The following is a 13665-nucleotide window of genomic DNA, read 5'->3' as shown; positions in this document are numbered from 1 at the left end:
GCCGCCGCGCCCTGCGTGACGGCTACCGCAGCCCCACCATCGTCGACCGCAGCTGCGACGCGGTCTGGCGCAGGGGTTGCAGGAATTCGGCCACCGCGGCGTCTTCCTGATAGGCGCCGGCCGGCAGGCTGACGTTGATGGCGGCGACGATGGTGCCGTCCTGGTCGCGCACCGGCACGGCCAGGCCGGCGATGGAGTCGTCCAGTTCGCCATCCACCCAGGCATAGCCGCGCTCGCGCGCCAGCATGACCGTCTCGCGCAGGCGGTCGCGGTCCACCACGGTGATGGTGGTCAGCTTCTTCAGCTTCGCACTTTGCAGATACGCGTCCAGGGCGTCGTCTTCCAACCCGGACAGCAGCACCCGTCCCATCGACACGGCATGCGCCGGCAGCCGGCTGCCCAGCGACGGGCTCATGGACAGGATGCGCTTGGTGTGCAGGCGTTGGACGTAGACGATGTCTTCCTCGTCCAGCACCGACACGGCGCAGGACTGGCCGATCCGCGCGCCCAGTTCTTCCAGCGCCAGCTGCGATTGCCGCCAGAACGGCAGCGTGTACAGGTACGACAGCCCCAGGCGCAGCACCTTGGGCGTCAGCCAATAGTGCTTGCCGTCCGTCTTGACGAAGGACAGCTCGATCAGCGTCAACAGGAAACGCCGCACCGCCGTGCGCGGCAGGTCGACGGCCGCCGCGACGTCGGCGAGCGTCTGCCGCGCCTCGCCTTGGCCCATCGTCTCGATGATCTTGAGCCCGCGCGCGAAGGTGCGGACGAAGGACTCGCTTTCCGGCGTTGCCATGCTTGCTCCCACATCGTGGCGCGGCGAACGGCCACGCGTGTGCTTGACACCCGTGCCTCGACTCCCCACAATGACCGTATAGCGGATGAATATATCCGCTTAGCGGTCATTATAAGCAACGCGACCGCAATCGCGCAAGTCCGTGCGGCGGCCGACGCCCGGGCGTTGCGGCTCCCTCCCAACACCGCCCTGGAAAGGCCATGACACAAACCACATTCGAGACAGATTTCTGGAAAGACGCCGCGGCGCGAAAGATCTGGGACGACATCGTTCCCGGCGAACCCCGCAAGACCATCCCCTACACGCTCACGCTGGAAGCCATCCAGAAGTACTGCAAGGTCGTCGGCGACATGCACCCCCTGTACTTTGACGAGGACTACGCGAAAAAGTCGCCCTACAAGGGCCTGATCGCGCCGCCCGCCATCCACATCCTGCTGATGTTCGCCTGCACGCCCACCGACGACTGGATGCGCAGCCCGGGGACCGTCAACGCCGGCCAGTCCTGGAGCTACAACACGCCCGCGCGACCGGGCGACGTCATCCGGCTGGAGGCCCGCGCGCTGGACAAGTTCATCCGCAAGGATCGCCTGTTCGTCGTGCATGACAACGTCTTCTTCAACCAGAACGACGAAGTGATCTGCTCCGGCCGCGGCTGGACCATCCGCCCCATGTAAGGAGACAACGATGACCCACGCATTCGACACGCTCGCGGCCGGCCACAAGATCGAGGGCCAGCCCTTCACGCCTACACGCGAATCCATCCGCGCATTCTGCGAAGCTTCGCTGGACTACAACCCCCTGCATTGGGACGACAACTACATGCAGGGCAATTTCGGCAAGACCAATTTCGGCGGCATCATCATGCACGGCATGAACAACTTCGGCGTGATCACGCGCATGCTGACCGACTGGCTGTACGAACACGGCGGCATGCAGCGTCGGCTCGAAACGCGCTGGAAGTCGCCCGTGAAGCCGGGCGACACCATCACGCCGCACGCCGTCGTCACCGCCACCCGCAAGACCGACAAAAGCCGCTGGGCCACCCTGGACGTACAGGTGCTGAACCAGCGCGGCGAAACCGTTGCGGTGGGTGAAGCCATGGTGGAATTCCCGCACTGAATGCAGCAGGCGCGGCAACGCGCCGGCGAAGACCAACGAGGAGACAACAAATGAAGAAATCATGGCTGCGCAATGTGGCCGCCCTGGCGCTGGGCGCGTTGTGCGTGGGGCCGCTGGCGGCCGCCGCGCAAACCTTCCCCGATCATGCGGTACGCATCGTCGTGCCGTTCCCGCCGGGCGGCACGACCGATATACTGGCGCGCATGCTGGGCAACGCGCTGGGCACCGAATGGAAACAGCCGGTGGTGATCGAGAACAAGCCTGGCGCCAGCGGCACCATCTTCTCGGAACAACTGGCCCGCACGCCAGCCGACGGCTACACGCTGATGGTCACGGCCACGCATCACGTCATCAACCCCGCGCTGTACAAGAACCTGCGTTACGACACCACGGCCGACTTCACGCCGATCGCACAGGTGGCCGCCGTACCCAACGTGCTGGTCGTGAACACGGATTTCGCCGAACGCAACCGCATCGACACCGCCGCCGATCTGGTGGCCTACGCCAAGGCCAATCCGGGCAAGGTGAATTTCGGCTCGGCCGGCACGGGCGGCGCCAACCACCTGTCGGGCGAACTGTTCAAGTCCATGACCGGCGTCAGCATGGTCCACATCCCCTACAAGGGCGCGGCGCCGGCGCTGAACGACCTGCTGGGCGGGCAGATCCCCGTCATGTTCGACTCGGTTCCCGGCGTGCTCCAGCACATCAGGGCAGGCAAGCTGCGCGCGCTCGGCGTCACATCGCTGACGCGCTCCGCCGCGCTGCCGGACGTCCCGACGCTGGACGAGGCCGGCATCAAGGGCTTCGAAGCCACCGCCTGGTTCGGCCTGTACGCGCCTGGCAACATGGACCCGAAGCTCACCGCGAAGCTGTCGCATGATGTCCTGGCAGCCTTGAACACGCCGGCCATCAAGGAACAGTTCGCGCAGCAGGGCGCGGTCCCCGGCATGATGAAACAGCCGGAATTCGCCCGCTTCGTCGCCGCCGAAATGGACAAGTGGGCCAAGGTCATCGACGACGCCCACATCACCATCCAATGAGGGCAGTGCAATGACGGCAACGAGCAACACCCCGGCGCGCGACCAGGATACGGCGGACCAGGCCGCCAGGAAGGCGCTTTCGCACATCCGGGTACTGGACCTGTCGCGCATCCTGGCCGGCCCCTGGTGCACGCAGAACCTGGCCGACCTGGGCGCGGACGTCATCAAGGTCGAACGCCCCGGCAGCGGCGACGACACGCGCGGCTGGGGTCCGCCCTGGATCCGCGACGGCGCAGGCCAGGACACACGCGACTCCACCTATTACGCGGCCGCCAACCGTGGCAAGAAATCGCTGACCCTGGATATCTCCACACCTGAAGGCCAGCGCATCGCGCGCGACCTGGCGGCGCAAAGCGACGTAGTCATCGAGAACTACAAGATCGGCGACCTGAAGCGCTACGGCCTGGACTACGAAAGCCTGCGCGCCATCAATCCCCGTCTGGTGTATTGCTCCATCACCGGCTACGGGCAGGATGGGCCGAGCGCCAGCAAGCCGGGCTACGATTTCGTCTTCCAGGCCATCGGCGGCTTGATGAGCATTACCGGCGAACGCGACGACCTGCCCGGCGGCGGCCCCCAGAAAGCCGGCATTGCCATTGCCGACGTCATCACCGGCATGTACGCCACCATCGCCATCCTGGCCGCGCTCAATCATCGCGACGTCTCGGGCCTGGGCCAGTACATCGACATGGCCTTGCTGGATTGCATCGTCGCACTCGGCGGCAACCAGGTCACGGGCTACTTCGCCACCGGCAAGGCGCCGCGCCGCTACGGCAATGCGCACGCCAGCCTGGTGCCCTATCAGGTCTTCACCGTCGCCGATGGCGAGATCGTGGTGGCGGTCGGCAACGACGACCAGTGGCAGCGCTATTGCGCCGCCATCGAACGCCCCGACCTGGCCGCCGACCCACGCTGGCACAAGGTCACCGGCCGCATCCAGGGCCGCGATACGCTCGTGCCCGCCCTGGCGCGCACCATGCTGGACCGGAGCGCGAGCGATTGGCTGCAACGCCTGGAATCGCACGGCGTGCCCTGCGGCCGCATCAACGACTACGAACAGGTGTTCCAGGATCCGCAGGTCGTACATCGCGGGTTGCGCGTCGACATCCCGAGGCCGGCGAACGCCGACATCGATGGCGTGGTGTCCACCATCGCCAGCCCGCTGCGGCTGCGCGACACGCCGCCACGCTACGACCTGCCGCCACCACGCCTGGGCGACAACACGGAAGCCGTGCTCGGCACCTTGCTCGGCTATACCGCGCGGCAGATCGCCGAACTGCGCGAGCGCCGCATCGTTTGAACGGAGTACTCCGCACCATGCAGGAATCCCCACTGGCGACCTACCGCCGCCATCTGTCGGCGGGACGTCTCGCCTATCAGTACGACCCGGCCACCGCCCGCGCGGTGTTCCCGCCACGCGTGCTGGGCCCCGGTTCGGGCTCGGGCATGCGGGATCTGGAGTGGCGCATCAGCGCCGGCCTGGGCACCATCCACGCCATCACCATCGTACATCCACGCGACCAGGACGCCTACAACGTGGTGCTGGTGGACATGGACGAAGGCTTCCGCCTCATGAGCCGGGTGGAAGGCGCCGACACGCGGCCCGCCATCGGTACGAGGGTGCGGATGCGCGCCTGCATGCCCGCCGACGGCGGCGAACCCTATCCGGTGTTCGACATCCTGGACGCGGCCGGAACGCGGGAGGCCGCATGAACACGCCATTGCGTCGCGGCGCCACCGCCATCGTCGGCGCCGCCGAATCCGACCTGGGCAAAGTCGCGCCGGGCCTGGGTCCGATCGATCTCATGGCGCAAGCCGCGGGACGCGCCCTGGACGACTGCGGCCTGTCGCTGCGCGACGTGGACGGCGTATTCGCCACCACGTCGCAAAGCCGGATGCCCACCCTGGCGCTCTGCGAATACCTGGGCCTGCAGCCGCGCCATCACGACGCCACCAACATGGGCGGCGCATCCTTCATGACGATGATCGGCCACGCCCAGGCCGCCATCGAAGCCGGGCTGTGCGAGGTCGCGCTGATTGCCTACGGCAGCACCCAACGCAGCCTGGGCCGCGCCAACGTCGCGGCGCCGGATCCCAATCCGCACGAAGCGCCCTACCGGCCGCTCTACACGGCCAGCTCCTATGCGCTGGCGGCGTCGCGCCATATGCACGAATACGGCACCACGCGGCGCCAATTGGCGGAAATCGCGGTGGCGGCGCGGCAGTGGGCCTTGCGCAATCCGGCGGCCTGGGAAAAGAAGCCGTTGACCGTTGACGACGTGCTGGCGTCGCCCATGATCAGCGAGCCCTTGACGCTACGCGACTGCTGCCTGGTCACCGACGGCGGCGGGGCGCTGATCGTGACCAGCACCGAACGCGCTCGCGACCTGCGCCGCGCGCCGGCGTACGTGCTGGGCGTGGGCGAGGCCATCAGCCATTACTCGATCTCCGCCATGCCCGACCTGACCACTACGGCGGCCGTGCAATCCGGCGCCCAGGCCTATCGCATGGCTGGCCTGAGACCCGCGGACGTGGACGCGGCGCAGCTGTACGACGCCTTCACCATCACCACGCTGCTGTTCCTGGAAGACCTGGGCTTCTGCCCCAAGGGCGAAGGCGGACGCTACGTCGAGGACGGCCGCATCGCGCCGGGCGGCGAACTGCCGGTGAACACCAGCGGCGGTGGCCTGTCCTATTGCCATCCCGGCATGTACGGCATCTTCGCCTTGATCGAAGCCGTACGGCAGTTGCGCGGCGATGGCGGCGAACGTCAGGTCGCCGGCTGCGAGACGGCACTGGCGCACGGCAACGGCGGGACGCTGTCCAGCCAGAGCACGGTGATCCTGGGCAGCGCGGCCACGCTCTGATTCATGCTCGCCCGCGGGTCGCCCTTTGCGTAAAGAGCTGGGCGATCCGGGCATGCGCGGCTTCCACGATTTCGTCCTGGCGCCGACCGATATGCTTTTTAAGCAATGCCGTACAGGCGTCGAGATCGCGACGCGCCAGCGCGTCGATGATCGCATTGTGATCGTGATGCGTGGCCCGTCGCGTGGGCGCGCCCAGGTCGATCCACCGCACGAACTGTATGCGCGCATTGATGTTGTCCAGGACGCGCGACATCTCGAGATTGCCGGCAAGCGCGACGAAGCGCTGATGGAATGCCTCGTCCTGCGCGATCAGCTCCAGCTGCGAGCAGCCGCTCTCCGCGACGTCCTCCCTGACCATGCTCGCGACCGCCGCGATGTCTTCATCGCTGGCGCGCTCCACGGCCAACTGCGCCGCGGCCACTTCCAGCGAGGCCCGCAGTTCATACAGGTCGAACAGCTCTTTGGGATCCAGATTCCTGAAGAAGAACCCCTTCCCCGGCACTGAACGCAGGAAGCCTTCGGTCGCGAGCCGGTGCAACGCTTCGCGCAACGGCGTGCGGGACACATTCAACTCCCGCGCCAGTTCTCCCTCATTCAGCCTCTCCCCCGGCAGGAAGGCATGGGACACCGCCTTCGCCCGCACGGCGGTATAGACCGTCGCGGCGATGTTCTCGGCCAGTGCCGACGGGTCCATTTGATCAGCAGTAGACATGTGGTTCGAACGGTGTGCGAGCCGTGCCTGCCAGGCAAGCCAGGACGCGGTCGCCGGCGGCCGGCGAGGCTGTTGGGGATCTGCGCCTACATGTTAACCCTATTGCCAAGCTTCTGAACTTGGCCCAGAATTCAGACCTGTATTCAGAACGGTATTCTCCTGAACAGAACGGCGCAAGCGGTTGCCAGGCAACGCCAGCCCGCGGATCAGGGCGAACCATCAGCAGGGACGGATTCATGACCATCAAGGGACGAGCCTGTATCGCGGGCGTCTTCGAACACCCGTTGCGCAAGGCAGAACAGCATTCGGTCGCCCAGCTGCACGCGGAATGCGCGCGGGGCGCCCTGGCGGACGCCGGGCTCACCGCCCGCGACGTGGACGCATACTTCTGCGCCGGCGACGCGCCCGGGCTGGGTCCCCTTTCCATGCTCGACTACCTGGGACTCCGGGTCAGGCACCTGGACACCACCGAGACCGGCGGATCGTCGTACCTCATTCACGTCGCGCATGCGGCCCAGGCCATCGCGGCGGGCAAATGCAACGTCGCCCTGATCACATTGGCAGGCAAGCCGCGCACCGACCCCTCGACGGCCAAGCCGCGCGAGTATGGGGCGACGTCGCCCGATTCCGCCTTCGAGCTGCCCTTCGGCATGAATACGCTGGCCGGATACGCCATGGTCGCGCGACGCCACATGCACGAACACGGCACCACGGCCGAGCAGCTGGCGTGGATCAAGGTCGCGGCCGCCACCCACGCGCAGCACAACCCCCACGCGATGCTCCGCAAGCCCGTGACGGTGGAAGAGGTCGTCAATTCACCGCTGGTGGCGGATCCGCTGCACCGCCTGGATTGCTGCGTGGTGAGCGACGGCGGCGGCGCCTTGATCGTCACGCGTCCCGAGATCGCCCGCGAGCTGGCGCGCCCGGTCGTCACCGTCCTGGGGGCTGGAGAAGCCGCACGTGGGGTCTACGGCGGGGACGGCGACCTGCTGGTGACCGGCGCCGCCCAGTCAGGCGCGCAGGCATACGCGGAAGCCGGCGTCACGCCGGCCGACATCCAGTACGCGTCGATTTACGACAGCTTCACCATCACCGTTCTATTGCAGCTGGAGGACCTGGGCTTCTGCCGCAAAGGCGAAGGCGGCCGCTTCGTGCAGGACGGCAACCTTATTTCCGGCGTCGGCCGCCTGCCCTTCAACACCGATGGCGGCGGCCTGTGCAACAACCACCCGGCCAATCGCGGCGGCATCACCAAGGTGATCGAGGCAGTACGCCAGCTGCGCGGCGAAGCCCACCCCGCCGTCCAGGTGCCGAACTGCGAAATCGCCCTGGCCCAGGGAACGGGCGGCAATCTGGGCGCCCGCCATGGGAGCGCCACCCTCATCCTGGGAAGGAGTTGACCGAATGTTCCTGGACAACCGGGAGTGGCCCGCGCCTGCCACCAACCCTGAAAACGAAGCCTTCTTCACCGCCGCCGCGCAAGGCAAGCTGCTTTACGGCCACTGCGTCTCATGCGGGCGGGCCCATTACTACCCCCGTCGAAGCTGCCCGCACTGCTTCTCGGCCTCGGTCGATTGGGTGGAGGCAAGCGGGCGCGGCCAGATCTATACGTACACAGTCACCGGCAATGAAACGGACCGGCAGGTCCTCGCCTTCATCGAACTGGACGAAGGCGTCCGGATGCTCAGCAACATCGTCGGCGCGCCGCCCACGATGCTGGCCGTGGGGGCCAGGGTGCGCGTCGCATTCGGCCGCGCGGGGACCGTCCGGGTGCCCGTCTTTGTCATGGACGAAGCGGGGCCCGGCGCATGAATCTCGATGCCGTCAAAACATGGAGCCGAACCGTCGTTCACGAATACACCGAACGCGATTGCGCGCTGTATGCGCTGGCGATCGGCGCCGTATCCGATCCGCTGGACCCTTGCCAGCTGCGCCTGGTGGATGAAACCGATCAAGTCGTGGTGCCCACCATGGCGGCCGTGCTTGCGTCGCCAGGGTTCTGGGCACGCGACGACAAGTCCATGGGGATAGACGCGACGCGCCTGATCCAGGGGGACCAGCGCATCGCATTGGAACGGCCCCTGCCGCCACAGGGCCGCATCGTCGGCATCTCGCGGGTGTGCCGCGTGACGGACAAAGGAAAAGACAAGGGCGCGCTGATCACCGTATGCAAGACCTTGCAGTCTGAAGACGGCGAGATCTACGGACGCGCGTGGCAGCTGTTCTATTGCCGTGGCGACGGTGGCTTCTCGGCAAGCGGCGCGGACGACATCCTCCTGACGCAGGCAGTCCCCGCGGCGCTGGCCCCCGCGCCGGCGCGCCCGCCGGACAAGCGCACCACTTATCACGTCCGCGACGACGCCGCGCTGCTCTACCGCCTGTGCGGGGACGGCAACCGATTGCATATCGATCCCGCGATAGCCCGGCAAGCGGGTTTTCCGCGCCCCATCCTGCATGGCCTGGCGACGTATGGCTTTGCCGCCGTGGCGGCGATCCGGGCCTGCGCGCAAGGCGACGTGACGCGGCTGACGCGTTTCGACGCGCGATTTTCCGCCCCCGTCTATCCGTCCGACGACATCGAGTTCCGGATGTGGGACGAGGGCGGCCATGTGGCGCTCGAAGGATATGTCGCCTCCCGCGACGCCGTGGTCATCAGCCACGTTCAAGCCGCATTCAAACCATAGCGAGACAGATCATGACGCAGTCCATGTCAGGCAAGGTAGCCATCGTCACAGGCGCGGGGGGCGGAATCGGCCGCGACATCGCATTGCAGTTCGCCCAGGCAGGCGCCCGCGTGGTGGTCAACGACATCGGGGCGTCGTTGAGCGGCGAAGGAAGCGACGACGGCCCGGCAGCCGCTGTGGTCCGCGAAATCCGCATGGCCGGCGGCGAGGCCGCGGCCAACACCGACTCCATCGCGACGCGCACCGGCGCACAACGCCTCGTGCAGCAGGCGGTGGACACCTATGGACGCATCGATTGCGTCGTCAACAACGCCGGCATCCTGCGCGACCGGTTCTTCCACAAGATGAGCGACGAAGAGTGGGACGCGGTGCTCAAGGTGCATTTGTACGGCTCCTTCTATACCAGCAGCGCCGCCGCGCCCTACTTCAAGGAACAGGGCAGCGGCGCCTATGTGCACATGACCTCGACGTCGGGACTGGTCGGCAACCGGGCGCAGGCCAACTACGCCGCCGCCAAGATGGGCATCGTCGGCCTGTCCCGCACCATCGCCATAGACATGCAGCGCGCCGGCGTGCGTTCCAACTGCATCGCGCCTTTCGCCTGGGGCCGCATGGTGGCATCGGTGCCGGTCACCACGGAAGCCCAGGCGCTGGCTGCCGAGCGCAAGCAGCTGCTGATGACGCCCGCCAAGGTCGCGCCGCTGGCGGTCTATCTCGCCAGCGAGCTGGCGCGCGATGTGAACGGACAGGTGTTTGCCGTGCGTGGCAATGAAATCATGCTCATGAGCCAGCCGCGGCCGGTGAAGTCCGTGCACATGTCCGATGGCTGGACACCGGAAAGCATCGCGGACTACGCCTTGCCGGCGATGCGTGGCGCGCTGACGCCGCTGGAAGAAACCGCGGACGTATTCAACTGGCAACCCATCTGAACGCCGCCCAACGCCGTCCGCCGTCACGCCCGTCATCGGCCACACTGGAGATATCGTGGATCTGAATTACAGTCCGCAGGACCTGGAGTTTCGCAATACCGTGGCCGCCTGGCTGCGCCAGAACCTGCCAGAGGACCTGCGAGCGAAAGTGCTCAATCACAAGCGCCTGGCCAAGGAAGACTTCGTTCGCTGGCACAAGATCGTCGCCGCCCAGGGATGGGTCGGCGCGAGCTGGCCGGTGGAGCACGGCGGGACCGGCTGGACCACCGTGCAGCGGCATATCTGGGACGAGGCATGCGCCGCCGCCGGTGCGCCCATCATCATGCCGTTCGGCGTCAACATGGTGGCGCCCGTCATCATGGCTTTCGGCAGCGAAGCGCAGAAGCAGCACTACCTGCCGCGCATCCTGAACTGCGACGACTGGTGGTGCCAGGGCTATTCGGAGCCAGGCGCCGGTTCCGACCTTGCCGCCGTCAAGACGCGCGCCGAACGCGTCGGCGACCACTACGTCGTGAACGGCCAGAAAACATGGACCACCTGGGCGCAATACGCCAACAAGATCTTCTGCCTGGTGCGCACCGATCCCGGGGCACGCAAACAAGCGGGCATTTCCTTCCTGCTGATGGACATGGACTCGCCCGGCATCACCGTGCGGCCGATCATCATGCTGGACGAGGAGCACGAGGTCAACGAAGTGTTCTTCGATAACGTCAAGGTTCCCGTGGAGAACCTGATCGGCGAAGAGAACAAGGGCTGGACCTATGCCAAGTATCTGCTGGGTCACGAGCGCACCAACATCGCCGCCGTCGGACGTTCGAAAAGAGAACTGCGGTCGCTCAAGCGCCTGGCCCTGCGGCAAAGCAGGAAGGGCCGGCCGCTGCTGCACGATCCGGTATTCGCCGCGAAGGTCGCCTCGTTGGAAATCGATCTGATCGGCCTGGAAATGCTGGTACAGAAGACGATCTCCCAGGAAGACCACCAGAAGTCTCCGGCGCCCGAAGCATCCATGCTCAAGGTAAAGGGCAGCGAAATCCAGCTGGCCATCGCCGAACTGATGCTCGAAGCCGTCGGCCCCTATGGCGCGCCTTTCGACCCGGCCTTCATCGCCGGGGAACGGGAGCATGCGATTACCGGCAACGACGACGCCGCCCCGCTCGCCTCGCTGTACCTCAATTCAAGAAAGATCGCGATCTATGGCGGATCCAACGAAATACAGAAGAACGTCATCGCCAAACTCGTGCTGGGCCTGTAAGGAGCCGGATCATGGATTTCAACATCACGCAGGACCAGCGGCAGTTCGCCGACGCGCTGCGTCGCTGGATCGAAAAGGACTACGGCATGGAGACGCGCCGGGCCATCATCCGCACGGAGACGGGCGTGTCGGAGCAGGCATGGGCGGCGCTGGCCGAGCTCGGGATTCCCGCGCTGCCGCTGCCCGAGTCGGCGGGCGGACTCGGCGGCTCCTTGATGGACATGTTCATCGTGATGGAGGAGCTGGGCCGTGGGTTGATCGTGGAACCCGTCCTCGCCACGGCGATGGGCGCGCAGTTTCTACACCTGTCCGGCCATCATGCCGAACGGCTTGAAGGAATCGCGGCAGGACAATCGACCATGGCTTGCGCGCTGGGCGAGCGGGAGTCCGGCTACGATCTCTTCGACGTCGCCGCCTCGGCCAGGCCGGATGGCGATGGCTACGTCCTGGACGGCGTCAAGACGGTCGTGCCGCATGGCGCGCAGGCGGACCATCTCATCGTGTCCGCGCGCACGTCAGGCGCGCGCCGGGACGGCGCGGGCATCTCGGTTTTCCTCGTCCCCGCCGATGCGGCGGGCCTGACCGCGCGTGACTACAGGACCATCGATGGCCTGCGCGCGGCGGATGTCCGGCTTTCGAACGTCCGCGTGCGCCGCGACGCGCTGCTTTGCCCCGAAGGCCAGGGCCTGCCGCTGCTGGAAGCCGTGGCTGACCACGGCATCGTGCTGCTGTGCGGCGAGGCTATCGGCGCCATGGGCGCGCTGAACGAGGCGACGCTGGAATACCTGAAGACACGCGAGCAGTTCGGCGTACCGATAGGCAGCTTCCAGGTCCTGCAGCATCGCATGGTCGACATGGCCATCCATCTTGCGCAGGCGCGCGCCGTGGCCACGCTGGCGGCGGCACGGCTTTCCGGCGCGACGGATCCGGCAGAGCGAAGCCGGCTGTCGTCGGCGGCCAAGGCGCGGGTCGGCCAGGCCATGAAGTTCATCGCCCAGCAGGCCGTGCAGCTGCACGGCGGCATGGGCCTGTCGGATGAACTGCCCGTATCCCATCACGTGAAGCGGCTGACGATCATCGAGTCCACGCTGGGCGACACCGACCACCACCTGGCGCGCTACGCGGCGCTGTCCCATGTGCTGGAAGAGGAAACAGCAAGCTGAACCGGCGCGCGGGGCGCCCGCCGGTCACATCCGATCCACGCAGTTCCCTATCCATGCCGTTCCTTGTCCGATGCAGGAGTCATCATGAATCGTCGTGTTTTCTTCTCGGTGTGCGGGAACGCATGCATCGCCGCCGGCATCGCCGCCGGCATCGCCGCGCAGGCCGTGGCCGCGCCGCCGGCGTCCGGGTTCCCCGAAAAGCCCATCAGGCTGATCGTGCCCACCAATCCCGGCGGCAGTATCGACACGATCGCGCGCATCCTGAGCGTTGAGCTGTCAAATCAGTTCAAGCAAGCGGTCATCGTGGAGAACAGGACCGGCGCCAGCGGCATGATCGCCGCCAGCGCCGTCGCGCAGTCCGCGCCCGACGGCTACACGCTGCTGATCACCCACACCGGCGTGCTGCAGGCCGACCTGCTCCACAAGAATTCGTCCTATCGGCTGAGCGACCTCGCGCCGGTGGCGGAGATCGCCAACACCCCGGTCGTGTTCGGCGTCGGCATGCAGGTTCCGGTCACGGACCTGCAGTCCTTCGTCGCGCTGGCCAAGAAGCAACCCGGCCAATTGAGCTACGGCTCCTATGGCAAGGGAACGTCCGCGCATATCTGGGCCGAACAATTTTCCAAGCGCGCCGGGATCGAGCTGATCCACGTGCCCTACGGCGGCGAAATTCCCGCGCTTCAGGACCTGCTCGCCGGCCGCATCACCAGCGCCTGGGGCGCGGTGGGGACCTACAAGCAATACGCCGACGCCCATAAGGTGCGCATACTCGCGGTGGCCAACCCCGTCCGGTCCAAGGTGCTGCCGGACATTCCCACCTTCATAGAGGCCGGCTATCCCGAAATGAATGCGAGCGGCTGGTGTGGCGTGTTCGCGCCCGCCGGGACGCCCAAGGCCGTCATCGCGACGTTATCGCAAGCGATCCTGAAGATCGTCCACCGGGAAGATGTCGGCCAGCGCATACTGGTCACCGGGCAGGAACCGACCGGTACCGACGAAGAGACCTTCGGCCAGCGCGTCGCGCGCGACAGGCAGACATGGGCCAAGGCGATATCCGACCTCCATATCACCCTGGACTAACCGTTCCCGCCCAGTCAAGCAGG

The 13665-nt window shown here is 66.5% G+C and carries 15 protein-coding genes; 13 read left to right on the top strand and 2 right to left on the bottom strand.

The genetic code is table 11. The annotated features are described in order from the left end of the window. Positions 1-22 precede the first annotated feature (22 nt). Positions 23-796 (bottom strand): IclR family transcriptional regulator domain-containing protein, encoded by a 774-nt coding sequence (locus tag CAL26_RS00380; RefSeq protein ID WP_094844994.1) that lies wholly within the window; start codon positions 794-796, stop codon positions 23-25. 200 nt (positions 797-996) lie between these two features. On the opposite strand from CAL26_RS00380, the gene CAL26_RS00375 reads away from it, so the two are divergent. Genes CAL26_RS00375 through CAL26_RS00350 form a run of 6 tightly spaced genes read left to right on the top strand, consistent with a single transcriptional unit; the run spans position 997 to position 5822 of the window. Beyond that, positions 997-1470, top strand: coding sequence for a MaoC family dehydratase (locus CAL26_RS00375; RefSeq protein ID WP_094844993.1), 474 nt, complete (start codon positions 997-999; stop codon positions 1468-1470). Positions 1471-1480: 10 nt separating this feature from the next. Continuing rightward, positions 1481-1915: a MaoC family dehydratase gene (locus CAL26_RS00370; RefSeq protein WP_086062857.1), complete on the top strand. Its 435-nt coding sequence runs from the start codon at positions 1481-1483 to the stop codon at positions 1913-1915. Positions 1916-1965: 50 nt separating this feature from the next. Beyond that, complete coding sequence (locus CAL26_RS00365) at positions 1966-2955, top strand: Bug family tripartite tricarboxylate transporter substrate binding protein (RefSeq protein WP_094844992.1); 990 nt, start codon at positions 1966-1968, stop codon at positions 2953-2955. 10 nt (positions 2956-2965) lie between these two features. Beyond that, on the top strand, positions 2966-4255 hold the full coding sequence (locus CAL26_RS00360) for a CaiB/BaiF CoA transferase family protein (protein ID WP_094844991.1): 1290 nt from the start codon (positions 2966-2968) through the stop codon (positions 4253-4255). 17 nt (positions 4256-4272) lie between these two features. After that, positions 4273-4668 (top strand): Zn-ribbon domain-containing OB-fold protein, encoded by a 396-nt coding sequence (locus CAL26_RS00355; protein ID WP_094844990.1) that lies wholly within the window; start codon positions 4273-4275, stop codon positions 4666-4668. Next, entirely contained in the window at positions 4665-5822 is a 1158-nt protein-coding gene (locus CAL26_RS00350) for a thiolase (RefSeq protein WP_094844989.1), read from the top strand. Before CAL26_RS00355 ends, CAL26_RS00350 begins: the two co-directional genes overlap by 4 nt. A gap of 1 nt (position 5823) precedes the next feature. On the opposite strand, the gene CAL26_RS00345 is transcribed toward CAL26_RS00350, so the two are convergent. Then, positions 5824-6516, bottom strand: coding sequence for a GntR family transcriptional regulator (locus tag CAL26_RS00345; RefSeq protein WP_256987824.1), 693 nt, complete (start codon positions 6514-6516; stop codon positions 5824-5826). Between the two features lie 254 nt (positions 6517-6770). On the opposite strand from CAL26_RS00345, the gene CAL26_RS00340 reads away from it, so the two are divergent. From CAL26_RS00340 to CAL26_RS00310, 7 genes are all read left to right on the top strand, one after another. Further along, positions 6771-7934 (top strand): thiolase domain-containing protein, encoded by a 1164-nt coding sequence (locus tag CAL26_RS00340; protein WP_094844987.1) that lies wholly within the window; start codon positions 6771-6773, stop codon positions 7932-7934. Between the two features lie 4 nt (positions 7935-7938). Then, entirely contained in the window at positions 7939-8346 is a 408-nt protein-coding gene (locus CAL26_RS00335; protein WP_179283191.1) for a Zn-ribbon domain-containing OB-fold protein, read from the top strand. Further along, positions 8343-9218, top strand: a complete 876-nt coding sequence (locus tag CAL26_RS00330) for a MaoC/PaaZ C-terminal domain-containing protein (RefSeq protein ID WP_094844985.1) — start codon at positions 8343-8345, stop codon at positions 9216-9218. Before CAL26_RS00335 ends, CAL26_RS00330 begins: the two co-directional genes overlap by 4 nt. Positions 9219-9229: 11 nt before the next feature. Further along, on the top strand, positions 9230-10147 hold the full coding sequence (locus tag CAL26_RS00325; protein ID WP_094844984.1) for an SDR family NAD(P)-dependent oxidoreductase: 918 nt from the start codon (positions 9230-9232) through the stop codon (positions 10145-10147). 55 nt (positions 10148-10202) lie between these two features. Then, positions 10203-11399, top strand: a complete 1197-nt coding sequence (locus CAL26_RS00320) for an acyl-CoA dehydrogenase family protein (RefSeq protein WP_094844983.1) — start codon at positions 10203-10205, stop codon at positions 11397-11399. Between the two features lie 11 nt (positions 11400-11410). Beyond that, the gene (locus CAL26_RS00315; protein WP_094844982.1) at positions 11411-12562 is read left to right on the top strand and encodes an acyl-CoA dehydrogenase family protein; all 1152 of its coding nucleotides are present in this window, start codon (positions 11411-11413) and stop codon (positions 12560-12562) included. A gap of 84 nt (positions 12563-12646) precedes the next feature. Then, positions 12647-13642 carry a tripartite tricarboxylate transporter substrate binding protein gene (locus CAL26_RS00310; RefSeq protein WP_094844981.1) on the top strand — a complete coding sequence of 332 codons (996 nt, stop codon included), beginning with the start codon at positions 12647-12649 and terminating at the stop codon, positions 13640-13642. Positions 13643-13665: the final 23 nt, after the last annotated feature.

Origin of the sequence: Bordetella genomosp. 9 (assembly GCF_002261425.1) — a bacterium.
Lineage (GTDB): Bacteria > Pseudomonadota > Gammaproteobacteria > Burkholderiales > Burkholderiaceae_B > Bordetella_C.
The sequence above is the reverse complement of the archived record's forward strand: the minus strand, read 5'-3'. Positions and strand labels throughout refer to the sequence as shown.